Genomic DNA, 26665 nt, shown 5'->3' on the forward strand with positions numbered 1-26665 from the left:
AAGTTCGGCAACGGATTTTGTAACGGATGTAACGGATAGAACGGAGATCTTGCACCATTCTCAATAAGCTTTTTATGAACAGGCAAGATGCCTGTTCCACAAGAAAATTCACTCTTTGTGGAACAGGCATCTTGCCTGTTCTTGAGAATGGTGCAAGATGTGAGATAGAACAAAGCTTAATCCCCAATTCCCAATTCCCAATTATGCTCTCTGACTCCCTAAAACTGCACAAAGAACAGAAATGTTTCGGTGGCAAACTAGGCTTTTACAGCCATCAATCCTCAACCTGCAACAGCGAGATGAAATTTGCTGTTTACCAGCCGCCGCAAGCTTTATCTCAACCCGTACCAGTTTTGTATTTTCTATCAGGTTTAACCTGCACGGAAGAGAACTTTATGGCAAAAGCGGGGGCGCAACAATTTGCGGCAAAATACGGGTTAATGCTGGTTGCGCCCGACACTAGCCCGCGCAATACTGGTATTCCTGGCGAAGATGACGATTGGGATTTAGGAAGTGGTGCGGGTTTTTATGTTGATGCGACAGCCGCACCTTGGAATTCTCACTATCGAATGTACAGTTATGTGGTTGATGAATTGCCAAATTTAATCGCCGAAAATTTTCCGGCGATACCGGAAAAACAGGGAATTTTCGGTCATTCGATGGGCGGACACGGGGCGTTAATTTGCGCGTTGAAAAATGGATCTCGCTATCTTTCAGTTTCCGCTTTTGCGCCTATTTCCGCGCCAATGAGCTGCCCTTGGGGACAAAAAATATTCGGGCACTACCTCGGTGGCGACAAAGAGATGTGGAAGGCTTGGGATGCTAGCGAATTGGTGCTTGAGGCGCGATACAACCGTCCGATTCTGATTGACTGTGGCACTGCTGATTCGTATCTCGCTGACGGGCAGTTGTTGCCGGAAGTGTTCGCGGAGGCTTGTGCAAAAGCGGGACAGCCGCTAACTTTAAGGATGCAGGATGGTTACGATCATAGCTATTATTTTGTGGCGAGTTTTATCGAGGATCATATTCAATTTCACGCGGCTGCTTTGTGTGAGTGAACTTTAGTTTGTAGTAAGGACTTTAGTCCTTAAACCTAATTTCATTGTGCAGCGCACTCCAAGGGACTAAAAGCATATCAGCTATTTGCGATTGTCCTCTAGCCCTGTAGATATCCATAGCTTTCTCAAAATCTTCAATTCCCCCCTGTAAATCTCCTGTTCCACTTCGAGCAGTAGCACGAATCATGTAAGCTTCTACAAAGTCAGGATTGAGATTTATTGCTTGAGTAAAAGCTGCAACTGCTTCCTCGTACAGCCCCCTGCGACCGAGGTCGAATCCTTGTTCGTAAAATTCTCGAGCTTCCATCGCATTTCTTAATTATCTATCTAGTTAATTATGGAGCGTCGATATAGAAGTTTTTAAGCCGATGAAATACAGCAGACGGGTGTAAGGACATGGCAGTCCAGTTGATGGTTTGTAGTGAGGAATTTAGTCTTTAAAAGAAGGACTGAACTCCTCACTACAAACGGTTAATTTAGGTCGATCGGAAATACCCAGTCTTGATACTTGCTGTCGCGATTTTCGATAATCCCGGTTAGTTTGTCCAAAATCTTTTCGGTGATGGGTCGGTTTTTGGGCAAGTGATAGTTTTCTACTCGCTTGATTGGCGTAATTTTGGCGGCCGTTCCGCAGAGGAAAATCTCGTCTGCAATCAACAGTTCTGATCTATCAACGGGTCTTTCTATGACTTCAATTCCTAAGTCTCTGGCGATGGTGATTACGCTGTCTCTGGTAATTCCTTCGAGAATATCTTGATCGAAACCGGGAGTAACTAATTTACCGTTTCTGGCGACAAATATGTTCATTCCTGAAGCTTCGCTGACTTTTCCCTGAGTGTTCATCATAATAGCTTCGTCGAAGCCGGATTCTACTGCTTCTGTTTTGGCTAAAGCTGAGGTGATGTAAGCACCGCTAATTTTACCTCTTAAGGGCAAACTGCGGTCTTCTTGGCGGTACCAAGAGCTAATTCTACAGTTGACTCCTTCTTTGGGCAAATAGTCGGAAAGTTCTAATCCGTAGACAAAAAAGTCGGTTTCTACGTTGTGCAGTCGGGGGGCAATTCCTAAACTGGATGTGTAGATAAAAGGGCGGATATAAAATGATTTTGTTGGTTGGTTTTTTTGGACAAAATCAATGATTATTTGTTGGATTTTGCTTGCTGGCAAATCGCAGTGAAGGAAGCTGGCACTTTGACTTAATCTTTGACAGTGGCGGTCTAATCTAAATAGCAATATTCGATCGGCATTTTGGGGGTCGGGAATTCCCCGCAACCCGCCTAAAACTCCGGTTCCGTAGTGCAGTGCGTGGGTGGCTATGGAAATTTTGGCGTCTGTAAATGGGAGAAATTGGTTTTGAAAGTAGGCAATTGGCAGAAAACTATCCATGATTCAAGCTGGCGATGAGTTTTGCAGTCCGCGAGGAATGGTGAATTTGGTTATATTACCATAAGTTATACCATTTGAGATTTGAGATTTGAGATTTGAGATTTACAATGACTGATTAGATATAAGTTTGGAGGTTGTCTAAAGTTACCTTTTTTTTATTAAATGAGATGATTGTTGTGTTATTCGATGGAGCGATAAAATAATATAAAATGCGGTCATTAGGGTTGATAATTGTTTTGGGAAACTGTGCGATCGACTACAAACAAAAATCAACCAAAGGGCAACTATGGCACGTAAATGTTTCATCATTGAAATGGGGATGGGTATAGACCAGCACGGGCAGGAACCGACTGTAGCCTGTGCAAGGGCTGTACGGAATGCGATCGCCCATAATGCTCTCCTAGGCGTCTGGGAAGTGGCGGGTTTGACTGACCCAAATCAGATGATTGTTGAGGTTAAGGTGGCTGTTCCTTACCCGGAACAAGTGCGGGAACAGGAGGTGTTGGCGGTGCTGCCTTTTGGCAGCAAAACTCTGATTGTGGAACAAGGAGGCATGATTGTGCCAGGAAGGGCGATCGCCTCTCTGAATGATAAAAATGATGAAATGCTAATCGCTGTGGCGGCTGTGACTGTTTTTGTGGACACTGAGGACTAATTAATTGGGTGTTGTTTGAATAAATCTGCGGTGAAATACGATCGCCCGATCGCACTTGCTTGTTTTCGCGATCGGGCGATCGTACGCCTGTGTGTTAAAAAATGATTAATTTAGGCTAAGTCTCGAATTAGGAAAAGTAGAGTGCGATCGGCTTTTAGGCGATCGCACTCTACCTCCTCTACCTGATATTACGGCTTGCTGGTATCTGCCAACATTTGGTTAACCATTTGCAAGTGCGCCTGAAGGTTCGGCAACTTCTGGGTGGCCCAAGCCTTCAACTCGGGATCTTGTCCCTGTTGAGATTGAGCCTGAAACAAAGCAATAGCCTGATTGTGGCTGTCGATCATAGCCTGCTTGTAAGCAGCATCAAAACTTGTACCGGAGAGTCCCGAAAGTCGATCCATCAAAGCTTTGTTCTGGGTATTCATTTCGGTTGGCAGTTCTACCTCTTTTTGCATTGCTAACTGCATCAGTTCTTGATTAGCCTGGGTGTGTTCCTCAACCATTTCTTGCCCGTATTGTTTCACACCAGCACTAGAACCGCGCTGCACTGCCAATCTGCCGAGCTCCACTTCCAGCATACCAATTTGACCTGCTTGCATGGCAAAGTTTCTGTCTTGGCTGCTGAAAGAATTAGGCGAAGTTTCGCTACCTGTGGGAGTGTTGGGAGAACGGCTGGGAGTGTTGTTGATGGGGCTATTTGGAGAACGGCCGGGAGTGTTGTTGGTGGGGGTATTTGGAGTGTTGGGAGTAGTAGCATCGTCGGTAGCGTTATCAGCAAGCTCAAAAACTCGATCGCCCGACTGGTTGAAGCCGTGAGTCTGGCGGTTTAATTCTGCGAATCCCGGCACAGCTATCAAGGAACTAACGCCCGCAATTCCGGCAACTGTTACCAATTTTTTGAACAAACTTTTGCGATTGAGTGAAGTCATGAATTTCTAAGCCTCTAAGTTGTTTTCAAAAGTATGTGAAGCGAAGCTATCCCGTAGGGAATCGCCCCAAACTAGCGATGGGAGGGTGTGCTGCCTTTCCTAAACAAGTTGATCAAACCAAACGCGCCCAAGGCACCCAGCCACCCGAAATTGTTGGGGCTATCGCGCCGAGCACTCAAAACTCCAGAATTAGTATCAGCCGGCGTCGATGTCGTACCGTCTGTCGTACCGGTTGTACCGGTTGTACCCGTCGTACCAGTTGTACCCGTCGTACCGGTTGTACCCGTGCCCGTCGTATCGGTTGTACCCGTCGTACCGGTTGTACCAGTTGTACCCGTGCCCGTCGTATCGGTTGTACCCGTTGTACCGGTGGTACCTGTTGTACCGGTGGTACCTGTTGTACCCGTCGTACCGGTTGTACCTGTTGTACCTGTCCCGGTTGTACCGGTGCCGGTTGTACCCGTTGTACCAGTGCCCGTTGTATCGGTTGTACCGGTTGTACCAGTACCGGTTGTACCAGTGCCGGTTGTACCAGTGCCGGTTGTGCCAGTGCCGGTTGTATCCGTGCCGGTTGTACCGGTTGTGCCAGTGCCGGTTGTATCCGTGCCGGTTGTACCCGTTGTACCAGTCCCGGTTGTACCAGTACCGGTTGTACCAGTGCCAGTCGTATCAGTACCGGTTGTACCAGTGCCAGTCGTATCGGTACCGGTTGTACCAGTACCGGTTGTACCAGTGCCTGTTGTACCAGTACCGGTTGTACCAGTGCCTGTTGTACCCGTGCCAGTCGTATCGGTACCGGTTGTACCCGTGCCGGTGGTACCGGTTGTACCCGTGCCTGTCGTACCGCTGCCAGTCGTATCGGTTGTACCCGTTGTGCCAGTCGTGCCTGTACCTGTTGTGCCCGTGCCGCTTCCAGTACCGTCGCCTGACTGGGCAGAAGCAGGCACTGCGAAGGAAACCGTTGCTAAACCTAAAGTACAAGCGCTTGCTAAAACAACTTTCAACAATTTAGAAGATTTCATGGTAATGCTTGCTTTTACGTAGATACCTGCGATCGCTTGTGATGCCAAAACCGCAGGGTCAAATTGACAGCGTAACGTGCAACTTTTCTAACTTTTGCTGCGTAATAATGAAGGTAAAGGAGCATATTTAGTCCCGTTTCCTCGATTATTTATCACGGATAAATTAGACCGCCGCGTTAACAGCTTATAAGCTATTAGGTATCGTTCAAGTTCGCCATTCATCTTTAGGAATATTTGGCAAAATGGCGTTTTATTTCAAGTGGTGGATGATATTTGATAGGGCGACCGACTAGCTTAATCAAAATTTGTCTACGGGGGATAAAAAGCGGGTTGATCTGAAAAATTTTGGGTTGAGTCACGAGACATATAGGAATCAACCGGGTTTCTCAGACAAGCGCGCGGTTCTTCCTATAAATTTTCTCCGGCTGCTAGTGCTTTGAGACAGCAATTCTTGATTTTTTCACCGTCAATTTTGGGTTAGCACTCCGCCAGATGAGTTAGTTTAAAATTTTTTTGAGCGCTATTTTTCCTGAACTTGCTGCTGGCAATTTTGCCCCTCCTAGCATACCGCTCAAACTTTCTCAGGAAACTAAATTATCTCAAAACGCCCGAGCGCTCATAGTCCCAGAGCGCCTACACCCCCGCAACAGCAAGGCTTTTGACTGGGCTTTGACTTGCGTTAAACAGGAAGGCGAACTGAGGGCTATCCGAGTCCTGCCCGCGCGAGATTAAATTAACCAGCGGCGGCGCAGTCGTCAGAATTGCTTGTGAGTGCGATCGGCTAAACTCTGATATAGTAAAACCAAAACTATGCCAGATAGCGCTTATTCCCTAACACATTTCATAAGCAGACATCAACTACGCTGTATCGAATTATTGCCAGAATTCGCTATCTAATGTTCATCGCTTTTTCTAAATTCGCAAGTGAAAAAGCCGAAATCAGATTAATGACTGTTTCACAAAATAAATTACCCAAATACGGCTGAACCTGCAACGGCAACTAAATTCCTTTTCCCGCTGCGAATAAATTTAATATTACATCTGTCTGGGGAATGAGAAAAATCCGGTTTAAAACTTGCTTTTAGAGAGAGAAAAGTAGTGGCTTCTCGTATATAAGATTACATTTATGTTTAATAATTAGAGGTCATTATGGCAGAACAACAATTTGACACCCTACCTTCGGAAGCACAAGAACTCCCCCAAGGAGCTCAACAAATTTTTCAGGCTGCTTTTAAGAGCGCTAGCGAAGATGGAATGAGCGCAGATGGTGCTACTAGCGTTGCTTGGAACAGTGTAAAATCTGAATATGTTAAAGGCGAAGGTGGCACGTGGCATCACAAGGGCGACGATACTAACCAAACCCGCAAATCTGTACAGTCTGGTGGCAATTAGTTATCAGCCATTAGTAATATCGTGTCCGCTAACATAACCCCTATTAGCTGTGTAGTGAGGGCTTCATTCCTCAACTTTTGATGAGAACGAAGAGTCCTCACTACCAACTAATTGCAGTGACGTTATTCTAGCGGGCATGATCTCATCAGTCATTAGCAATGTACTCATCACTTGTGATTTATGCTTTACGTTGATAGGTGTTGGAATCGCGGTGGTACAGAAGTTAATGCAGCCTGTTAATAGGCTGGCGCATATCCCATTGCAATTCGGCTAACACCAGCAAGCTAAATACCATTACGGTTCCCGTAAATAGGAAAGACCAACCGCCCGTGTAAGGCAAAATCAAAATCCCCAACAGGTGAAGTAAACTTGCTGCTAAAAGCGCGCGCGAGCGCACTGCAAATCCAGTCCCCAAATACCCTATTCCGCTCATTCCTAACCACAGGGCACAGAGATTCGCCAACAGTTTTCCCCATCTGAGAAAAATTGCTAAATCGGTCAGTAGCAATCCTAATAACATTAGTATTACCCAACCGTAAAGCACCCAAATCAGGCCTTCTATTTTGACCCAAGAGTATGTCATGCTTACCATTGCTGCTGTACCTACGAGGCTGAGCGCTGACCACAAACCGGCTTGCAGCATCCAACTCACAGAAAAAAATTGTGCTGTGCCGAATATGGGTATTAACAGCAAGCTCCACAGCAAGCAAGTTCGATCGAGACAAGTATAAAATTGTGAATAAAATCGATCTTTGCCAAGGGGAAACTGAACCTGCCAAAGCCCTTCTAACTCCTGAACCTCGATGTTAAGCTGTTTCCGGCGCAGAGGCGGAACTGAATAATTAAAAAAGGTCATATCTGACACTATTAAAATTTACAATTATTAGCTTAGGTACTATCTCACCAGCAATCGCTCTAATTGCAATCTGTCAATCGGATTAATCTAGTTAATTGGATAATCTGCCGGCAGAAATAGTTATTCGATCGCACCAGGTAAAACACGAAGAGATAGATTGCACAAGTTGATAAAATAGCTCTTGCGACAGATGGCTGGAATATTAGTTATTCGATACTTTAAAAATAGTTAACTTTGTTACAGAATTTATGCTCACTTCATCCCATCCTCTCAAACAGGTATTCCACTGCCCGGAAGAATCGGATTTTTACGCGCACTGCTTGGAAAGTTTAGTGTTAAATGCTAGCGACAATTCTCGACTTATCGTAGAGTTTGGTTCAGGAGAGGGAAGTCCAGTTATTAAGTCTTTGCTGAGAAGTGATTTTGATGGGAAAATACAGGGATTTGAGCTAAATAATGTAGCTTGGAAAATTGCTCAGTCTCAAATTAAGGAATATGAACTGAGCGAACAATACACGGTCAACAATTGCTCTTTTTTTGATTCACCTTTATACGAGTCGGCGGATTGTGTAATCTCAAATCCCCCTTACTTGCCTGCGGTAGATGATAAAATCTACCAGCCGCTGTTGCACGGCGGGAATGATGGTTGTACAATTGCTAAGAAACTTTTATCTTTGGGCAGCGATGAAGTTTTGCTGATGGTTTCTAGCTATTCTAATCCTGTGGGTTTGGTCGATTATGCCTTGGATCGAGGCTACTCGGTTGCGAATTTTGAGATTGCACCTTTAACTTTTGGCTATTATAGTTCGGAACCCAAGGTGAAAAGTGCGATCGCCACTCTGCGAGAACAGGGAATGGCTTTTTATTCGGAAAATATCTATCTGCTGGCTGGAGTTTTGTTTAAGAAGCAAGAAAAGTCGCAAAGAGATTTGTCGATCGAGCTAATTCAGTTAATGACGGCATTTTAAAATACAGCGCTGGTAGGGTGCATCTAAGATGTTACACCATTGTCAGCAACAGGCTTTCCGGCCTGTTCCACAAGAAATACACTCTTTGTGGAACAGGCCGGAAAGCCTGTTCCTAAAAGGCTTATTGAGAACGGTGCAAGATCTAGGGTGCATCAGTCTCTGACGTACCCTACTATATAGCTGTTAATTCCGTTCTGCCGCTTGGATCGATCGCACCACAGCAGCCCCAGCCCGATCGCCGATCGACTTCTCCTGATCGTACCCCAACACCAGTTCCCACGCATCTTGCGGGTATCTATCAACCAGCGGCATCGCCACTTCATCCAACATCCAGCGGCCGTGACGTTCATCTTCTTTGATGTGCAGTTCCCAATAACCCATCGCAGCCTGCGAGAGGCCTAGACGCTGGGCGGCGGCTAGATAATTGCGGTAAGCCACGGGCCCCGCCACCTCAAAATAAGTGAGTCCGCCGTTGTAGCGCAGAAAATGGCGCTTGCGTTCGGTAAGTAGGAAGTTGTGATTAATGCCTGCGAGCACTTCCCAAGGCACTAAATCGAAGTACGCTTCCGGTTCCGTACTCATATCGAATTCTGCCAGCATTTGAGCAAAAAAGGTCGAGTGCTTGCGGGGGAGACGACCGCCGCCGTATTCTTCGATCAGCACTCGGGTAAGGGTGCACTGAATTTCGTTGCCGGCACCGCCGAGGATGCGAGAAAGGCGGCTGGCTTCCACTAAACCGTCGAAAGAGGCGATCGCCAGCAGGTGTTTGTATCCCTGTTCAGTCATCTGTTCCCGCTGGTAGCGATCGAGCTCAGTTAGCGGAGGATCGACATCGGCCGCCGCGCGATCGCGCAGCGCTTGCTTGACATCCGGCAATTTTTGCAGCGCTGCAACGTCGATTTGCGCGATTTCCCACTGCTGCCAAGGTTCCTCAATGCGATCGCGCACCGAACGCAAATAGTGCGATCGCTCGTTATTGTAGCGGCGCAAATCGTCGTACCAAAACAAGTTGAGGCGGTTGATGCGGTAAAGCACGCGCTGCAAGAAGCGGTGAGCGGCCTCATCGCCAGGTTCCTGTTGGTAAGCTGCTTGAATTGCATAGGCGATCGCGCTTTCAAAATCGCTGACAAGTAACGGTTTTGCCGCCACCGTCTTGTCTAAATCCTCGACTTCTAGCAAATTGACAAATTGGCGATCGGCTGCTTCATAATTTGGAAGTGCGGGCTGCTTTTTGGGAAGACTCGGCGAGTCGGAAGAAGGAAGTATCTCTAGGGTGTTTTGCATGGAATAAAGTTATGCTAACTCTGATTATTGTGGTGCCTGCCCAAACAGCCAACCGTTGCAGATTGCTGAGGATGATGGCTAATTACTTTCAAGATAGCGAATCCGTCAGCCGCATACACCCTTCCATTGATAGAGATTTGACCGCTACCGTCTCATACCCTTTTCAACTTGTGAGTAAAGGGAACAACGTTTATGGAAAGTGGTATTAACTTATATCAGGCTTCCTTCTCAATCACCTGTTTAGAAACGGGCATCTTGCCCGTTCTTGAAAACTAAATTTTCTTGTGGAACGGGCATCTTGCCCGTTCTTGAGACTGGTACAACCTATGACTATCAACCTAGGCGATCGCGAAAATACTCCTCATACAAATTGCATCTGGCAGTGCAATAATTGCCCTCCTGCTTCACCAAACCCATACTGTTTAATTTAAACGCCACTTCTAGCCTCAATCTGACTGGCTTTGACACACTCGAAACCTCTCTCATCGCCTCGATTAATTCTGGATATTTTTCTAAATTCCACAAATGTCGGCGCAAATGGTCGCTGTAAATTCCTGTTTCCGTTGTCGCCGATTTCAGCAATTGATTTAAAGTCACATCTTGACGGGCAATGCGATACATAGCCAGCCGCACTAAATAGGGATGTCCTCCCACTAACGCCATCAATTCTGCAACTTCTGTAGCGCTCCAATTCAGTCCGTGCCGCGCTGCTAAGTCTTGCACTTGCTGGGAATTAAACTCAGGCAAATCAATGGGCAACCCCACATTAAACGGCGATTTATTCACATCCAGCGGGATGTAAACTTCCGTCGAATGCACCACAATCAAACGCAATTTTTTCCAAATATCTCGCCGTTTTGCTTCTTCGTGCAAAGCTCGCAATAAGCCAAAAAAGTCGTCGGCAATTTCCGGCGATTCAAACAGGCGATCGCTCTCATCCAACCCTAACGTCAGAGGTTTTGAAGATTCAGACAGCAAATACTGTTCAAAATAAGCCTTACAGCACTGATTGCTGCCAATCAAATCGGCTAATTCCCAACACTTGGGCAACTGCTCCAGCATTCCTAACTCTTGACCGATGCTAGCACAGAACCACTGCAAAAATGTATCGGAATTAGCGAATATTTTCCGATTTGCTAGCTGAAAACTCAGCGCTACCGTGCGAGAACCTTGCACTTCTGCATGATGCAAAATCCTCGCCATCAAGGAAGTTTTGCCCATTTGTCTGGGTGCTTTTATGCGGATGAGGGCTCCCGGTTGGGCGATCGTCTCGTAACAGCGGGATTCGATCGGAGGGCGATCGATATAAAAACGAGAAGCTATTTCAACTTGTCCTCCCGGCAATTCAGGTGGCGCGGCTGGCAGGGGTTGAATTATTGACTGTTTTGTGCTAGTAATTGCGTGCCATTGTACAGCTAATTCATGGTCGGCAGTTAACGATGTGCGACCTTCTTTGATAATGGTTAAAATTTGTGATAATAACTTAAATGAGTCGCCAACACCGCGCCACAGCCAGGGCTGAATTCCTGCTAAATAGCTCAGTAAATCAAAAGAAAGCGGTGTATTTAATTCAACTAAAATCGGTAAAATGGCGGGTTTATGAGCAGTTAAATTGTGCAATTCTTTGGCTAGCTGCACTTGTTCCAATACCATTTCGCTAGCGGCAGATTCTTCGGAAATCAGCAACAGCAAATAATCGCAACGCTTTAAATATGAGCCTGAGTCGCTGCTGTTGTTAATAAAAAAGACTTCGTGCCCTCCCGCACTCAAAGCTTGGTGTAACTGCTGAGAAAGGGTATTGTTTGAGGTCGATCCTCTTCGAGGGCTTCGCCAACGGACGATCGCCACTTTTGCCCTCACCAGCACTACCTCCTCTGGCTCTGAATTCGCGTCAAAATCGGCTATATCGCGCCATTCCTGCCCCAATCCGCGACAAATTTCGATGAAATTGGCATAATCCACAGGTTTGCCATTCAGAAAATGGCTGACAGTAGATTGGGCCATCCCTAAATCCTCAGCCAGGATTTTCTGGCTGGGAAAGCCATTTCTCAGGAGACAGGATTTAACTGCGCGAATGCACTCTTCGCGCACCCTTAGCGATCGTGGCATTGCTTATCACAATCAAAACACTGAAACCATCATAAATGCCAACCGTACCTAAAGTCGATGAAAAGTCGATGAAAAGTCGATGAATTTTCAAATAACTCAGTCGCCAACTCAAATACCCACCTGATTAGATTAGAAATAACAAGGTTGAATCCCATCGCAACGAGGTAAAAGCATTGTGTATTATATCCTAATTTGGTCGCTGGCGTCAGCCACTAATCAACCAGGTTTCGCCTTCACCCCCCCGATGTTGTGGTTGCTGATCGGAGTTGTGCTTAGTGCGATCGAGCTATTAATTATCAAAACTCAGCCCCAAAAATACAGGTTTTACCTGCTAATGATGGGAACTTCTGCTTTAATTGAATCGTTTATTTTGTGGAGAGGATCGGTAGCATTTCAGTTTAGTTGGGCGAACATAATGTATGAAGATTTTGACTGGCAAATTTTCTACTGGATGGGTATAGCCCTCGCGCTGAGTATCTGGATTCGACCGATTTTCATTGTTCGCAAAAAGTTTGTCATTCCCGAAGCAACGGAAGCGACAACAATCTCCGAAATTTTCCCCGGAGAAACCGGAATGGTAATTTATGAAGGGGCTTCGTGGAAAGCCCGCAACGAAGATTCCCAAGGGGCGATCGCACCCAGACAAAAAGTTTACGTTTTGCGCCGCGAAGGAAACACGCTGATTGTTGTACCTGACAGATTAATTCATATCAACAGCTAAATCTGAGTTAGCTCTTTTATGACTCGGAGATAGAAATCGCTTCTTGCCAAACAAAGTCCCTCTCTAAGAGACTAATAAATCACTATCAACAGTCAACAGTCAACAGTCAACAGTCAACAGTCAACTATTTACCAGGAGATTCATTATGTATCAGTATTTTTTGATGGTGTTGTTTGCAATCACCGGAGTATCCTTAGCCAACAGCGTCAAAATCGTCCGTCAAGGAGATGAGGCTTTAGTTGAAATTTTCGGAAAGTACGATCGCAAGAAACTCGAACCTGGTTTGACTTTTTTGATTCCCTTCGTCGAAACAGTGGCTTATAAACAAACTCTGCGCGAGCAAATTTTAAAATTGCCACCGCAAGAATGCACCACGCGCGATCGCGTTGCCGTCACCGTTGAATTTATTGTGTACTGGCGCATAATTGACTTAGAAAAAGCTTCCTACAAGGTGCAGAATCTCAAGGAAGCGATGTTAAATATGCTGATTCTTTCAATTCGGACTCACATTGCGACATTAGCTGTAGAGGAACTTTACACGGCTCGCAATGAAATCAATAATGCTTTAGTGCAGGAGTTGGATACAACCACCGATCCTTGGGGTGTGAAGTTTACGAGGGTGGAATTGCGCGATTTTGCGATCGGCAGTAAAGTGATCCAGCCCACATCCATTGACCGGAAAGAAGTACAAAAGCTGCGAGCTTAAGGATTAGTATTCCCTAGTTTTCCTCGTTACCAGGCTCTGCCTGGTAACGCATATCCAAAGGCTCTGCCTTACTGAATTTAATTCGCATTGTATATACCCTTTAAGGAGACAAAACATGACTAAATATCAAGAATCAAGTATTAGCAATGCAGGTTATGGCGGTTGCGGATGCTTATTGCTTTTAATGGGCATTGGAGTAATGGGCGCGATCGCTCTGCCATCATTTCTTAATACTAGCCATAGCTGCAGGATTCCCGAAGCAAAACAGTATGTTAGCTCGATGAACAAAGGTCAGCAAGCCTATTTTGCAGAAAAAAATGCTTTTTCCAGTTCTGTTTATGCTTTAGGACTTGGCATTAAAACAGAGACAACACATTTCAAGTATTCAATTCGTGCCACTAAGAAAGCAGCATTGAATTATGGAGTAGCAAAGGAAAAAGAATTAAAAAGTTATGTCGGGGGTGTTTTTCTGGTTCCTGCTAAAAACTTTGAGCCAAATGCTGCTAAAGAGGAAAGAACTACAACGTCCATATTGTGCGAAGCTGATTTTTCCGGGACAATTAAACCAGCGGAACCCACCTATAAAAATGGTAAAATTGCTTGTGGTCAAGGCACGACAAAACGATCCAAATAATCTAACTATACGCAATATAATGACAGTCGATTACAATATCAAATCGGCCTTCAATTGAGATTTACCGGACTAAAGTCTTTACAACCAACAGAGAGGATACAAAACTATGAGTCAACAAGATTCTAAATCAGCTAGCATTGTACCTAATGGTTGCGGATGCTTATTGCTTTTAATGGGCATTGGAGTAATGGGCGTGATCGCTCTACCATTATTTTTGGGTGATAGCACGCAAGATAAGTATATGAGATCGTATATGACATTTCAAGCGCAACAGTATGTTAGCTCAGTGAACCGAGGTCAGCAAGCCTATTTTGCAGAAAAAAATGCTTTTTCCAGTTCTGTTAAGGCTTTGGGAATTGGCATTAAAACAGAGACAAAATTTTTCAAGTATTCAATTCGCGCCACTAAGAAAGCAGCATTTAATTATGCAGTAGCAAAGGAAAACGAATTAAAAAGTTATGTCGGCGGTGTTTTTATTGTTCCGCCAAAAAACTTTGTTTCCAATGCTACTCAAGAGGAAATAACTACAACGTTCATATTCTGCGAAGCGGATTTTCCCGGTAGAATTCAACCAGCGGAACCCACCTATGAAAATGGTAAAACTGCTTGCGGTAAAGGCACAATACCAATGGTCTCACCAAACTAACTATACGCAAGATAATGACAGTCGATTACCAATATCAAATCGGCGGCAGCCTCCCGCAAAATGCACCTACTTATGTAGTGCGACAAGCTGACTCAGAACTTTATCAAGCCCTCAAAGCTGGAGAGTTTTGTTACGTGCTCAATTCCCGACAAATGGGCAAATCCAGTTTGCTGGTGCGAACTGTACAAAAACTCTCGGCTGATGGCATTGCCTGTGCTACGATCGACCTTTCGGACATTGGCAACCAGCAAGTCTCTCTAGATAAGTGGTACGGCGGCGTGGCTTACAAACTCTTGTGCAGCTTCAACCTGTTTAACCCAGTCGAGTTTATGGCTTGGTGGCGGGAGAGAGAGTTGATGTCGCCGGTGCAGCGCTTAGGAGAGTTAATTGAAGAATTGCTGCTGGTCAAACTTGCTCAACCTCTTGTCATTTTTATTGATGAAATTGATAGCGTTCTGAGTTTCCAAGAACCGCTAGACGATTTCTTTGCATTAATTAGATGTTGCTACAATAAACGCGCTCACAATTCTGAATACCAGCGCATTACATTTGCTTTGCTGGGAGTAGCTACGCCATCGGATTTAATTAGCGATGCAACTCGCACGCCCTTTAATATCGGTTTAGCTATTGAATTGCACGGTTTTAACTTACCGGAAGCTCTGCCTTTAGCAAAGGGATTTGAGGGAAAAGTAGACAATCCTCAAGAGGTTTTAAAAGAGATTTTGGACTGGACTGGAGGGCAGCCCTTTCTGACTCAAAAGCTTTGCAAGCTGATTTTGCATCATGTAAAAAGCTTAGCGTCTGCTTCTATTATATCAGATTCAACCGATGAAAGCAAAACAGAAATTATTACTAAAAATCAATTATTAATTAGCGATATAGTGCAATCTCATATTATTGATAATTGGGAATCATCCGATGAACCAGTACACATCAAAACAATTCGCGATCGCCTTCTCAGAAGTCAGCACCGCGCCAGTAGGTTATTAGGGCTATATCAAAAAATATTGCCACTTTCAGAACCCCCCGATTGTAGGGGCGGTGCCCCCGTGCCCGCCCTGGCAGGGGGGATCTGCGCCGATGATACTCCCGAACAAACAGAATTGCGGCTGAGCGGATTAGTAGTAAAACGAGCGGGGAAATTAACCGTATCCAACCGCATTTACGCAGCTATATTCAGCCATGACTGGGTAGAAAAAGCACTCGGCGACTTACGCCCCTATGCTGAATCCCTAACAGCATGGATAGCTACAAATTGTCAAGACGAATCTCGCTTGTTGCGCGGTCAAGCACTGGAAGATGCCCAACAGTGGGCGGCAAATAAAAGCTTGAACACCCAAGATTATCAATTTTTAGGTGCGAGTCAAGAAGCGGAATTTGCCAAATTGCGCGATCGCGAAAAACAAACTCAAACAGAAATTGAACAACTGCGCCGCGAAAAAAAGTTACTAGAGGAACTAAGCGAAGTACAAAAGCAGAAAAAAGCGATTGCAGTTAAACTTTGGCGCGAGCAACAACTGAGAGTGCAAACAGTTACAGGAGCCGCAGCCATATTAATATCAATCCTGATAGTAGCTTTTTGGGTCAAACCGTCAATCGAAGAAAGAAACAACAAAATTCTCACTCTCAGTTTGCTATCAGAAACGCTATTTGCCGCAGATAAAAAAGAAGAAGCTTTGCTAGAAAGCATTAGAGCTGTTACAGAAATGAAACGATCGCTCGGAGTGAGTTCAGATATTCAGATGCGAGTGGCGATCGCCCTCGAACAGGCAGTTTACAACTTTCGGGAACGCCGCCGCTTGCAGACTCAAGCCAGTACCCTCGCTTTCGTGAGTTTCAGTCCCGACAGTCAAACAATTGTGACTGCTACCGATGATAATTATATCAAACTTTGGCAAACCAATGGAACTTTGCAAGCAACATTAACAGGGCATACTGATAAAATTAGAAGGGCAATCTTCAATCATAATGGTCAAATTATTGTCTCAGCAAGCGACGACCAAACTGTAAAAATTTGGGAACAAAATGGCAAATTGATTCATGACTTAAAAGGACATAGGGGTCAAGTAACAAGCGTCTGTTTGAGTCCCGATGGTAAAATCATTGCTTCAGCCAGTGCCGATGGAACTGTTAAACTCTGGAAAATCAACGGTGAAGAATTGTCAAGTTTTAAAGTCGAGCGAGGTTGGATAACCAGCACGAGTTTTAGCCCAGACGGCCAGATAATTGCTGCGGCTGGTACTGATGGCAGTGTTAAACTTTGGAGTTTGAGAAAGGTTGTGGAAAAGTTGCAACAACAACAGTCCATCGAAGCAAGCAAGGATATCAAATTGCTCCGAACTTTACAGATGGAAAGTGATAAAATTATGAGTGTAGCTTTCAGTCCAGACGGAGCAATGCTGGCGGCTGCAAGTGCTGGAGGAACTGCGAGAATTTGGAGCAAAGACGGCACACCGCTAAGTATTTTCAAGCATACAAGTGGAGTGACAAATATCAGCTTTAGTCCCGACAGTCAAATGTTGCTATCTGCAAGCACAGACAAAATGGTGAGGCTGTGGAACATTGACGGTACATTGCTCAAAACTTTAAAAGGTAACAAGGATGCTGTGTGGAGTGCAAGTTTTAGTCCAGACGGCAAAGCGATCGCTAGTGCTAGTGCTGACGGTACGGTGATGCTGTGGAATCTTAATCTTGACGATTTGCTGGTGCAGGGCTGCAATGTCGCCCGCAATTATTTTCAGACAAATCCGATCGCAAATCCAAACAATCGCCACCTCTGCGACGGGATTGGAACTCAGTCGGAACTCACGCAAAAAAAACCGGGTTAAGATTCAAAATCTTGAGTTTGGCAGCAAAGTATCTAGGCAGAAACTGGCTTTTTGACCACGAATTTCTTGATGGTACCCGCCACGTGATTTATCCGTGGAATCAATCCAAAATCGAAAATCGAAAATCCTCAAGCCCCCGCATTTATCCCTGGGGTCGCCTCTAAAATCTAAAATCTAAAATCTAAAATCGATTGACCGCCCCTGCGTCTAGGGCTGATATGGTTTAATTTGGTAGCAGCTAATAGGTAATAGGTCAGCCCGATCGGTGTATTCAACTCTAGAACAAAAGTACCAGCGCCTGCAAAAAGACTTAAGAAACGGAGTCATCGCCCTTGGGGGCATTTTATGCACGGGTACTCTCTGGTATTGGCAGGTGGAAAAATGGTCTTTGCTGGATGCCGCTTACATGACAGTCTTTACCCTAGCAACTGTGGGCTACGGTGAACTTCAGCCCCTCGGGAAACGCGGGCGAATGTTTACCATATGCCTGATTTTGATGGGCGTGATTGTGATTGGTTTCATCGTCAACCGCTTTACAGAAGCGCTGATTGAAGGATATTTTCAAGAAGGAGCAAGAATTAGGCAGCAGCGGCGATTGGTAGATTCTTTGATCGGGCATTACATTCTCTGCGGTTTTGGGCGCACTGGGCGTCAGATTGCTTTGGAATTTCAGGCAGAAAATATTCCTTTTGTGGTGATTGATTCGGCAGTGCCGTCGGTTGAGGCAGCTTTGACGCTGGGGTACACGGCTGTCCAAGGAGACGCGACTTTGGACGAAACTTTGGTGAATGTGGGGATAGATCGCGCAATTTGCATAGTAGCAGCTTTGCCTTCGGATGCCGAGAATTTATACACTGTCATGTCAGCGAAAACTCTGAATCCGAAGGTACGGGCGATCGCCCGCGCCACCACAGAAGAAGCCGTAAAGAAGTTGCAGCGGGGCGGCGCCGATGCCGTCGTATCCCCCTACATTACCGGGGGAAAACGCATGGCGGCGGCTGCTTTGCGGCCTCAAGTTATGGATTTTTTAGATGGTGTTTTGACGGGCACCGAGAGTTCTTTTTACATGGAAGAATTTTTGGTCGATCCCAATAGTTGTGTCTACGTCGGGGAAACTTTGAGAAATGCCAAGTTGCGATCGCAATCGGGGGCCTTGGTTTTAGCAGTGCGGCGCGCTGGCGGGACTTTGATTGTCGGGCCTACCGGAGAAACTGCGATCGAAGGAGGAGATATGCTGATTTGTTTGGGTACTGCTGAACAACTGCGAACTCTCAATCAAATCCTCAGTCCCCTGAGTTTTCGCCTCCCCCGGCCCCCCAACTAATACGATGTCATAATAAATTCCGGTTGCACTCCTGTTGACTGTTGACTGTTGACTGTTGACTGTTGACTGTTGACTGTTGACTCTGGGTCGAAAAACTGAATTGTTGAGTGTTAAATATTGACTCGCTTTTATTACAATACGCTTGGGTTAGTGCTAAAAAAAACCGATCGTGCGTAGGTTGGGCCCGTGGAACGAACCCTCCGTTTCACTCCGCCCAACATTTTCTCTACAATTTTCCTTAACTGAACCGTATTGGATTTTATTATTCCGATGCAACCGGAAACGATATGATTTAAAAAATTCATAATCTCCACCACACAAGGATTTAGGGCAAATAAAAATGCTCTCGGCTACTTTGCCGAGAGCATTTTTGAGCAGTTAAACTGCGTTTTGATCACAGTTTGAGCTCAATCATAGACTAAAGATAGACAAAAATCGCTGAAACCCAAAGCCGATGGCGGGATTTGAACCCGCGACCGACCGATTACGAATCGGTTACTCTACCACTGAGCTACATCGGCACAGACAATTTTGGATTATAGCACAACTATAGCGAAAAAAGCAAGGAGTTGTAGAATTTAATGCAAAATTCTACAACTCACCAACAGCTAAACGGTCACTTCAGTGTCAGTTGATCCGCCTCTGGCCCCGGAATAAACTAAACCCCGCTGCATATCCAGCGTCAGCATAGTTCCGTCCCGAATTACCCGCGTGGCATTCTTTACGCCCACCATCACCGGCACGCCCAAGCGCAAACCGATAATCGCGGCGTGAGAAGTCAAACTGTCCTCCTCCGTCACCACACCTGCGGCTTTCCGAATCATCTCGACAAAAGCGACGCTTGTGTGTTCGACTACCAAAATTTCTCCAGGGTGGAAATTGCCTACATCCGCAGCAGTGCGAGCAACCCTGGCCATGCCACTCACCGATCCCAAACCGACACCGGTGCCTTTGCCTAAAACTGCTGTCACTACTTCAACTTTGATCAAATCCGTCGATCCGGCAACCCCTTGCAGAGTACCGGCGGTCATCACCACTAAATCTCCGTCGCACACTAACTCTTTTTCCTGGGCGACTGTCATGGCAGAGTGAAATGTCTGGCCGGTGGAGGGCAAATCCAGCACCAGCAAGGGTTTTACTCCCCATACTAATTGCAGTTGTCGGGCTACGTCTACGTGAGGAGTAACTGCCAAAATCGGAGTTTTCGGTCGGAACTTCGAGACATTTCGGGCTGTGGCGCCGGTTTTGGTCAGCGTCATGATGGCAGCCGCGTTCAATTGTTCGGAGATTTGGCTGACTGCTTGGCTGATGCCGTTGGGGATCGATCGACCAATATCTTCTACATTCCTAATATTCCGCTTAATTCCTTCCCTCTCCATCCGCACCGCAATTCTTGCCATCGTCGCCACCGCTTCGACGGGGAACTTGCCGACAGCGGTTTCATTCGAGAGCATCACCGCATCAGTTCCGTCCAGGATCGCGTTGGCCACGTCGGAAATCTCGGCGCGGGTGGGACGGGGATTGTTGACCATGCTGTCGAGCATCTGGGTAGCGGTAATTACCGGAATACCCAGGCGGTTGGAGGTAGCAATCAGCCGCTTTTGCAAAATCGGCACGTCTTCGGCGGGTAGTTCCACTCCCAAATCCCCGCGGGCGACCATCACGCCGTTGCAAAGGGTGAGAATTTCCTCCATTTGTTCGATCGCCTCGTGCTTTTCGATCTTGGCAATCACCGGTACTTGCTTGCCCGCACTCGCAATCAGCTCTTTAATTTCGAGCATATCCTGGGGATTCCGCACAAAGCTCAGGGCCACCCAATCGACACCTTGGTCGAGGCCGAACATTAAATCTTTGCGGTCTTTATCAGTCAGCGCTTTAATTGACAGGTAAACTCCCGGAAAATTCACGCCTTTGTTGTTGGAAAGCGGCCCGCCAACTACGACGCGGCAGTATAATTCCCGCGCGGCGCGGTCTACTTTTTCGACCAGCATTTCCACTTTCCCGTCGTCGAGCAGAATCACTGCTCCCTCTGGAACTTCGTCTGCTAGGGGATCGTAGGTGACGGAAGAAATGAGTTCGGTACCTGGAACTTGGCGGCTTGTGAGAATGAAAGGATCGCCGTTTTTGACAACTATAGAGCCTGTCTCAAAGCGCCCTAAACGAATTTTCGGCCCTTGGAGGTCTTGGAGGATGGCAACCGGCTGGTTGAGTTCAAAGGAAGTTTGCCGGATTAAGCGAATGCTGCGCTGGTGGTCTTCTTCTGTTCCGTGGGAAAAGTTGAGTCGCAAAGTTGTGGCACCTGCTTCTATGAGCTGGCGCAGCACTTGTGGGTCCGAAGTTGCTGGGCCAATGGTGGCGACGATTTTAGTCCGGCGTAGGGCTTTTGGCAATTGCATCAGCGGTGTTCTGGGGAGGCAGGTGGATTTCTTGTTTAAATTTCGGCTAACGTTTCATTTTGCACTACAAGCAATGACGCTAGTCTCAAGTCTTAAAAATTTTGATAGTCGTCAAAAAAGCAGGTATTGAACAATATATAGAATATCTGACTTTTTACCGATCGGTAATCTTTTCTTGGGGAGCGCTCTTTTTTGCAAATTTTTCCGCTCTCAGGCTTGACATAAATACAGACATACCCATTGATTTTGTTTCTTCTGCTGAGCTCTTGTGGCTACTCTAGCACTGGTATCCTTGTACAACAGCAATACTTTTTTGCTTGTGCAGACGTTTGTGTCTGGCGATCGAACTCTGTTCTTTCATGCCTTGAGGCTGAGGTTCCTGACAAAACTTTACTATTGTCTGGCTTGTATCTTATACTACGCAAGTGTGAAATATTAAGGAGTCTTAACAAAGATGTCGGAGGCAGGACGGCCGCTGACAGTGCCGAAAGAGTTTCTGAGTCCTCCCGGTGACTTTAATCCGACACTGCTGCTATTTTTGAGTGCAGTAGTGATTCTCGTGATTTCTAACTTGGGTTTCTGGTGTTGGGGATGGCCGCAGTGGTGCTGTTTTTCGCTAAACGTGTTGGCTTTGCACATGGCTGGAACTGTGATTCACGATGCGTCTCATAATGCAGCCCATCGCGATCGCACGATCAATGCTATTTTGGGGCACGGTAGCGCGCTGATGTTGGGTTTTGCTTTCCCGGTGTTTACGCGGGTACATATGCAGCATCACGCCCATGTTAACGATCCAGATAACGATCCAGACCATTATGTTTCGACCGGCGGGCCTTTGTGGTTGATTGCTGCGAGGTTTTTTTACCACGAGATTTTCTTTTTTAAGCGCAAACTGTGGCGGAAATACGAATTATTGGAATGGTTTTTCAGCCGTTTGTTTGTGATCGCGATCGTGTATATCTCGATTCAATACGACCAACTAGGTTACGTGCTGAATTTTTGGTTTTCTCCTGCTTTGGTGGTGGGGTTGGCCTTGGGGTTATTTTTTGATTATTTGCCGCACCGTCCGTTTCACGAGCGCGATCGTTGGAAAAATGCCAGAGTATATCCTAGTCCTATTCTAAATATCTTGATTTTGGGGCAGAATTATCATCTGATTCATCACTTGTGGCCTTCGATTCCTTGGTACAATTACAAGCCTGCTTATGAGGCTGTGAAGCCGCTGTTGGATGAGAAAGGTTCTCCTCAAACTTTGGGAATATTGGAAGGGAAAAAGGACTTTTGGAGTTTTATATATGACATTTTTTTAGGGATTAGGCTGCATCACAAAAAAGCGTCTGATTGACAAAAAACCCGGTTTCTTTGAGAGGCCGGGTTTTTTTTCTAATAAAAGCTTTTAAGCATATATCCCCAGGGCAGGTTTTGTACTGTATCAAGTCCCGTAAAAAATCAACCCACCTGTAATGGTGAGTTAACTTTTAAATCAAGCCCAAAGTGAATCTATTATTTTTCCCCAGCCACCGCCACCGCTAAATTCCTATCGGGGCGCAAATTTTGAGCTCCCCGCAAATAAGGATGATAAATTTCAGTATGTGCCGGCCAATTGACGTGAATTAAAAACCGAATGCAGCGTTCCAAAGCACCCTCAACGTGCATTTGCTGTACGTCCAACAAAGGAACATTACACCAGTGAGGACGTTCGCGGGCGATCGCAGCCGGAAACACAGCATCTAAATCGCGAGTAGCAGAAAACGTAGCACTAATAATTAAATCGGGATTTATATCATTTTTTGCTTCTAATTCATCTAATAATTCTTTCACCGCTTCTCGAATTGCTGCCACCGAATTCTCGCTAGCAGTAGTTGCCCCACGAATACCCCGCACTTGCCACTCCACGCAAATTTCCTCCATATTAGTCAGTTGTCAGTTGTCAGTTGTCAGTTGTTAGTTGTCACTTGCTAGTTGTCAGTTGCTAGTTGCAATTACCCATTACTAATTACTAATTACCACTGCCAACAGACTACTGCCAACTGCCAACTGACTATTTAATCACGGGCGATACATCCACAGCGGCAAACCGCTAGTAGAAAGCTCGAATTCCAGCAAATTATTGTAAGCTGAAAGCCCGGATATATCCAGACTACTCCCCAAGACGCGATTTAGGAAAGGTTTTTGTTTTTCTAGGGTGCAAGACTCGGTTTTTTCCGGGTCGAGGCCTGCGAGTTCGGCAGCAAGGCGGCGAGCGTCCTCTTCTGTTCCCAGTCGATCGACCAAACCCAATTCTAAGGCTTGCTGACCGGTAAAAACCCGACCGTCGGCAAAACTTTTGACTTTTTCAACGCCCAAGTTCCGGGCTTCCGCAACGGTTTCCACGAATTGCTGGTAGCTGGTGTCGATCAAGTCTTGCAGAATTTGCTGTTCCGGATCTGTCAATTCGCGATCGAATGCCAAGATATCTTTATACGGCCCCGATTTAATCACCTGAAAAGAAACGCCTACTTTTTCTAACAGCCGTTCTAGATTGTTGCCCCGGATAATCACCCCAATGCTGCCGGTAATTGTACCGGGATTGGCAACGATATGCTCGGCTCCCATGCCGATGTAAACTCCGCCAGAAGCTGAAATATTGCCGAAACTGGCAACAATTTTGACTTTTTCGCGCAAACGCTTGAGTGCGCTGTAAATTTCCTGGGAATCGCCGACAGTGCCGCCGGGGCTGTCTATCCGCAGCAGCAAGGCGGGAAATTTGCGTTCTTCAACAGTTTTGAGAGCTTCTAGCACTCGTTTACGGGTTTCTCCGGCAATGGCTCCGGTGATTTCGATACGGGCGATTTGTTTGCGGTAGCGGGGCTTGAATGGCCAAATCATGGGCAGTTTACAGGCAATGTTACGGATTTTTGTAGCTAACTTCTTATAGTGTGCCTTATTCATCGGGGTAGATGTTGTGCCTGTGTTCGCAACAGACCGCAGAGCCCGTTCCAGATTGTTCGTAACAGGCAAGATGCCTGTTCCTAATGGCTGATCGAGATTTGTGCGATCGCACTTCACCCAACACCAATATATAATTGTAAAAATTGCTTAACAAAACTACATCATCCCCACGAGAATCAATCTCATCAATTATTTGGAGTCTCCGCCATGCAGCTAAAGCTTACCGATTCAAAACTACCTTTTGCCCCGCTGTGGCTAATTGCACCATTTTTCCTGTGGGGAACCGCGATGGTAGCGATGAAGGGGGTGATGCCGCACACAACGCCGCTGTTTGTGGCTGTCGTGCGTTTGATACCTGCGGGCGTGTTGGTGCTGCTGGCGGCGGCACTGATGGGAAAATCGCAGCCCCAGGGTTGGAAAGCTTGGCTGTGGATTTCGCTGTTTGCTTTAGTTGACGCTACTTTGTTTCAAGGCTTTTTAGCCGAAGGTTTGGCGAGAACCGGTGCGGGTTTGGGTTCGGTGATGATTGATTCTCAACCGCTAGCTGTGGCGATTTTGTGTTTGTGGCTGTTTCAAGAAAAAATTGGTTTTTGGGGGTGGTTGGGATTAGTTATTGGCGTAGTCGGCATCAGTTTGATTGGGTTGCCCGATGGCTGGATTTTGGGGCTTTTTCATCCTGAAAACGCACCAGTTTCTGCGGGTATCGAACAGTTGTTTCAGGGTGGAGAATGGTTGATGCTGTTGGCCGCTTTGTCGATGGCTGTGGGTACGGTTTTGGTGCGCTGGGTTTGCCGTTATGTTGACCCGGTGGTGGCGACTGGTTGGCACATGATTTTGGGCGGTTTGCCGCTGTTGGTAATTTCGGCTGCAACTGAGTCTGATCAGTTTGTGAATATCGATTTTTCCGGCTGGATGGCGTTAGGTTATTCTACCGTGTTCGGAAGTGCGATCGCCTACGGTTTATTCTTTTATTTTGCTTCGAGTGGCAGTCTAACCAGTTTAAGTTCTCTTACCTTTCTTACGCCTGTATTTGCTTTGCTGTTCGGCAATTTGTTCTTGGGCGAAGTGCTCAATCCGCTGCAATCGATGGGGGTTGGGCTGACTTTGGTTAGTATTTATTTGATTAATCAGCGGGATACTTTGGGTGAAAAGTTGCGAAAAGTGCGGCACGGTGAAGCGAGTGCAGAAGTTGAAGCAACAGGATTGTTAGAGTCGTCTGAGTTGAATTCTGTAGAGTTACCCGTGCAGTTGCGGGTTAGCGAACTGGAATCAGAAGTTTAGGGCTTTGAGAAATTTAGGGAGAATTGGTTAATTCAAGAATTAACTGATTTGGAGTTACAATCCTAGGAGTAGTAACCGGAAAATCTCGCGGGTTGCGGGTGACAATGGCATCAATTCGATTGATTACAGCAGTGCTGTACTGAATCGCATATTCAAAATCCTTGAAGTTGCAAGTTAATGCCATTGAAATAACAGAGTTATCTACTGTTGCGACTTGACAAAATGTGGCTAGCTGCCGCAAAAATTCAAGCGTTGAATCTCGACCTTTAGCTTTACGGATAATATAGTAAAGGTCGCTAAAAGTTGAGGCTGAAATATAGCCTTCTACCTCTCCTTGTTCAACTAAGGACAAAACTTGTTCGCTTTCGCCAAAAAATGGCTGTCTTTCAAGGGCGATATCTAAAATGATGTTGGTATCTAGCAAGATTTTCACAGATTGTATTTCTCCTTTAAAGCTTCCCATCTAGCTGCCTCTGCATCGAAGTCAGGTGAAACTGGTTCAGTATTTTCAAACCAGGCTTGCAAAGCCTTGATTTTAGTTGTCACTTTTCTTTTAGGCTTAGCTTCCTCCGACTGAATTAGTGGATCTGGAGAACTGACAACCGCATCAGGTAGCTGCAAGACGATGATTTCTACATCTCCCGGCGGCATATTCACAGGTTCCACAACTACCAAGTTGCCAGTTGCATCGATTTTACCTCTAAGTTTGTATGCTTGCATGGTAATCTCCGATAACTATGTTTCTATTATATGACAGAATAACTTGCTTCATTAAGCTGAAGTGCATTTAAATTGTATAGTCAAGTTTAAGAAAAGTCTTGTGGGGTGGGCGTCTCGCCCGCCCAAAAGATACAATTTAGATGCCCAACAGCTTACCAATCCTCATCATCACCAATCTTAATGTCTCTGCTTTGAATCTCTTCTATAAAAATTTTTAAACTGGGATTTTCTGCGTAATGCTTCATCAAAACTTTATGCTTGCGATATTGTTCTGAAATTTCTCGATAATATTCAGGATTTTTAGCATTAGCGTCGATCGTAAACTTGTGTTTTTTCGCAAGTTGCAGGTTTAAAGTATCGAGGCAGTTCTTAACTTTAGCTTGTTTCTTCTTGTCTGTATAATACAGGGGCAGCAACCAACACTCAATAGAATGTACGGAGATGGCAAATATAATTTGTTGTTGATATCTGCTGTAAAAATTATCGCCGATCGCACCTCTAAACTTTTCAATAACTTTTTCCATTAACTGCTGAGGAGTAAACTCACCGTTTTCATCTTGTTTGGCTACACCATAATCTTCTGAAACATCCGTATCTATCTGAATAATGATATAGTCAATAAATTGAAATGCTTCTTGAAATTTTTTTGACCTACAATAATCAAATACTAGAGTCCAGCCGCCGATTTTTGATTTATCTCTTTTTGGCTGAAGAGGTGTCACCTCTATATATGCACTATTAAAATATCCAGCTAAAATATCTTCTATTACAATTTGGTCAGTCAGTCCCTCTGCAATCAATCCAAAACTAATCATA

25 protein-coding genes and 1 tRNA gene are annotated in these 26665 nt (G+C 45.7%); 12 read left to right on the forward strand and 14 right to left on the reverse strand.

Annotated elements, in window-relative coordinates; all coding sequences use genetic code 11:
* Nucleotides 1-203 precede the first annotated feature (203 nt).
* The gene (gene fghA / locus QUA43_RS09280) at nt 204-1058 is read left to right on the forward strand and encodes an S-formylglutathione hydrolase (RefSeq protein ID WP_333373241.1); all 855 of its coding nucleotides are present in this window, start codon (nt 204-206) and stop codon (nt 1056-1058) included.
* Between the two features lie 22 nt (nt 1059-1080).
* Here fghA and QUA43_RS09285 read toward each other — a convergent pair whose 3' ends face one another.
* Together QUA43_RS09285 and QUA43_RS09290 are read right to left on the reverse strand one after the other, a co-directional pair.
* Nucleotides 1081-1365 carry a tetratricopeptide repeat protein gene (locus QUA43_RS09285; RefSeq protein WP_332984688.1) on the reverse strand — a complete coding sequence of 95 codons (285 nt, stop codon included), beginning with the start codon at nt 1363-1365 and terminating at the stop codon, nt 1081-1083.
* Nucleotides 1366-1529: 164 nt separating this feature from the next.
* Nucleotides 1530-2444 carry a branched-chain amino acid transaminase gene (locus QUA43_RS09290; protein ID WP_333373096.1) on the reverse strand — a complete coding sequence of 305 codons (915 nt, stop codon included), beginning with the start codon at nt 2442-2444 and terminating at the stop codon, nt 1530-1532.
* Between the two features lie 286 nt (nt 2445-2730).
* On the opposite strand from QUA43_RS09290, the gene QUA43_RS09295 reads away from it, so the two are divergent.
* Nucleotides 2731-3099 carry a Lin0512 family protein gene (locus QUA43_RS09295; protein WP_190736353.1) on the forward strand — a complete coding sequence of 123 codons (369 nt, stop codon included), beginning with the start codon at nt 2731-2733 and terminating at the stop codon, nt 3097-3099.
* Between the two features lie 188 nt (nt 3100-3287).
* Here QUA43_RS09295 and QUA43_RS09300 read toward each other — a convergent pair whose 3' ends face one another.
* The gene (locus tag QUA43_RS09300; RefSeq protein ID WP_333373099.1) at nt 3288-4031 is read right to left on the reverse strand and encodes a DUF4142 domain-containing protein; all 744 of its coding nucleotides are present in this window, start codon (nt 4029-4031) and stop codon (nt 3288-3290) included.
* 71 nt (nt 4032-4102) lie between these two features.
* The gene (locus QUA43_RS09305) at nt 4103-5053 is read right to left on the reverse strand and encodes a hypothetical protein (protein ID WP_333373103.1); all 951 of its coding nucleotides are present in this window, start codon (nt 5051-5053) and stop codon (nt 4103-4105) included.
* A gap of 1149 nt (nt 5054-6202) precedes the next feature.
* Between QUA43_RS09305 and QUA43_RS09310 the strand changes: the two genes are divergently transcribed.
* Entirely contained in the window at nt 6203-6445 is a 243-nt protein-coding gene (locus tag QUA43_RS09310; protein WP_333373105.1) for a ChaB family protein, read from the forward strand.
* Nucleotides 6446-6668: 223 nt separating this feature from the next.
* Here QUA43_RS09310 and QUA43_RS09315 read toward each other — a convergent pair whose 3' ends face one another.
* Nucleotides 6669-7301 carry a hypothetical protein gene (locus tag QUA43_RS09315; protein WP_333373108.1) on the reverse strand — a complete coding sequence of 211 codons (633 nt, stop codon included), beginning with the start codon at nt 7299-7301 and terminating at the stop codon, nt 6669-6671.
* Between the two features lie 248 nt (nt 7302-7549).
* On the opposite strand from QUA43_RS09315, the gene QUA43_RS09320 reads away from it, so the two are divergent.
* The gene (locus QUA43_RS09320) at nt 7550-8269 is read left to right on the forward strand and encodes an SAM-dependent methyltransferase (RefSeq protein WP_333373110.1); all 720 of its coding nucleotides are present in this window, start codon (nt 7550-7552) and stop codon (nt 8267-8269) included.
* Nucleotides 8270-8452: 183 nt separating this feature from the next.
* Here the strand turns inward: QUA43_RS09320 and QUA43_RS09325 are convergent, their stop codons facing one another.
* Entirely contained in the window at nt 8453-9553 is a 1101-nt protein-coding gene (locus QUA43_RS09325) for an iron-containing redox enzyme family protein (RefSeq protein WP_333373114.1), read from the reverse strand.
* Between the two features lie 333 nt (nt 9554-9886).
* The gene (locus tag QUA43_RS09330; RefSeq protein WP_333373117.1) at nt 9887-11662 is read right to left on the reverse strand and encodes an AAA-like domain-containing protein; all 1776 of its coding nucleotides are present in this window, start codon (nt 11660-11662) and stop codon (nt 9887-9889) included.
* A 175-nt stretch (nt 11663-11837) separates the two neighbouring features.
* Here QUA43_RS09330 and QUA43_RS09335 point away from each other — a divergent pair, with 175 nt between their 5' ends.
* The 6 genes from QUA43_RS09335 (at nt 11838) to QUA43_RS09360 (ending at nt 18521) form a co-directional block, all read left to right on the forward strand.
* Nucleotides 11838-12383, forward strand: coding sequence for an NfeD family protein (locus tag QUA43_RS09335; RefSeq protein ID WP_333373119.1), 546 nt, complete (start codon nt 11838-11840; stop codon nt 12381-12383).
* 145 nt (nt 12384-12528) lie between these two features.
* The gene (locus QUA43_RS09340; protein ID WP_333373121.1) at nt 12529-13089 is read left to right on the forward strand and encodes an SPFH domain-containing protein; all 561 of its coding nucleotides are present in this window, start codon (nt 12529-12531) and stop codon (nt 13087-13089) included.
* 115 nt (nt 13090-13204) lie between these two features.
* Entirely contained in the window at nt 13205-13723 is a 519-nt protein-coding gene (locus QUA43_RS09345) for a type IV pilin-like G/H family protein (RefSeq protein ID WP_333373124.1), read from the forward strand.
* A gap of 106 nt (nt 13724-13829) precedes the next feature.
* The gene (locus QUA43_RS09350; RefSeq protein ID WP_333373126.1) at nt 13830-14369 is read left to right on the forward strand and encodes a type IV pilin-like G/H family protein; all 540 of its coding nucleotides are present in this window, start codon (nt 13830-13832) and stop codon (nt 14367-14369) included.
* A gap of 14 nt (nt 14370-14383) precedes the next feature.
* Nucleotides 14384-17197, forward strand: coding sequence for an AAA-like domain-containing protein (locus QUA43_RS09355; protein WP_333373129.1), 2814 nt, complete (start codon nt 14384-14386; stop codon nt 17195-17197).
* Nucleotides 17198-17462: 265 nt separating this feature from the next.
* On the forward strand, nt 17463-18521 hold the full coding sequence (locus QUA43_RS09360; protein ID WP_333373132.1) for a potassium channel protein: 1059 nt from the start codon (nt 17463-17465) through the stop codon (nt 18519-18521).
* A 449-nt stretch (nt 18522-18970) separates the two neighbouring features.
* Here the strand turns inward: QUA43_RS09360 and QUA43_RS09365 are convergent.
* Both QUA43_RS09365 and pyk read right to left on the reverse strand, forming a co-directional pair.
* Nucleotides 18971-19042, reverse strand: a tRNA-Thr gene (locus QUA43_RS09365).
* An 87-nt stretch (nt 19043-19129) separates the two neighbouring features.
* Complete coding sequence (pyk, locus tag QUA43_RS09370; protein WP_333373134.1) at nt 19130-20917, reverse strand: pyruvate kinase; 1788 nt, start codon at nt 20915-20917, stop codon at nt 19130-19132.
* 454 nt (nt 20918-21371) lie between these two features.
* Here pyk and crtR point away from each other — a divergent pair, with 454 nt between their 5' ends.
* Nucleotides 21372-22262, forward strand: coding sequence for a beta-carotene hydroxylase (gene crtR / locus QUA43_RS09375; RefSeq protein WP_333373136.1), 891 nt, complete (start codon nt 21372-21374; stop codon nt 22260-22262).
* 158 nt (nt 22263-22420) lie between these two features.
* On the opposite strand, the gene aroH is transcribed toward crtR, so the two are convergent.
* Together aroH and sppA are read right to left on the reverse strand one after the other, a co-directional pair.
* A complete protein-coding gene (aroH, locus tag QUA43_RS09380) occupies nt 22421-22828 on the reverse strand; it encodes a chorismate mutase (RefSeq protein WP_333373138.1) in 408 nt (135 codons plus the stop codon).
* Nucleotides 22829-22966: 138 nt separating this feature from the next.
* Nucleotides 22967-23785 carry a signal peptide peptidase SppA gene (gene sppA, locus QUA43_RS09385; RefSeq protein WP_333037394.1) on the reverse strand — a complete coding sequence of 273 codons (819 nt, stop codon included), beginning with the start codon at nt 23783-23785 and terminating at the stop codon, nt 22967-22969.
* Between the two features lie 270 nt (nt 23786-24055).
* On the opposite strand from sppA, the gene QUA43_RS09390 reads away from it, so the two are divergent.
* Nucleotides 24056-25129 carry a DMT family transporter gene (locus QUA43_RS09390; RefSeq protein ID WP_333373141.1) on the forward strand — a complete coding sequence of 358 codons (1074 nt, stop codon included), beginning with the start codon at nt 24056-24058 and terminating at the stop codon, nt 25127-25129.
* 13 nt (nt 25130-25142) lie between these two features.
* Here QUA43_RS09390 and QUA43_RS09395 read toward each other — a convergent pair whose 3' ends face one another.
* The 3 genes from QUA43_RS09395 to QUA43_RS09405 form a co-directional block, all read right to left on the reverse strand.
* The gene (locus QUA43_RS09395; RefSeq protein ID WP_333373143.1) at nt 25143-25562 is read right to left on the reverse strand and encodes a PIN domain-containing protein; all 420 of its coding nucleotides are present in this window, start codon (nt 25560-25562) and stop codon (nt 25143-25145) included.
* A complete protein-coding gene (locus QUA43_RS09400; protein ID WP_333373146.1) occupies nt 25559-25849 on the reverse strand; it encodes a hypothetical protein in 291 nt (96 codons plus the stop codon). The genes QUA43_RS09395 and QUA43_RS09400 overlap by 4 nt, the downstream gene beginning before the upstream one ends.
* Before the next feature lie 152 nt (nt 25850-26001).
* Nucleotides 26002-26664 carry a phage tail protein gene (locus QUA43_RS09405; protein ID WP_333373148.1) on the reverse strand — a complete coding sequence of 221 codons (663 nt, stop codon included), beginning with the start codon at nt 26662-26664 and terminating at the stop codon, nt 26002-26004.
* Nucleotide 26665 lies beyond the last annotated feature (1 nt).

The sequence above is a fragment of the Microcoleus sp. N9_B4 genome, from assembly GCF_036701635.1.
Classification (GTDB): Bacteria; Cyanobacteriota; Cyanobacteriia; order Cyanobacteriales; family Microcoleaceae; genus Microcoleus.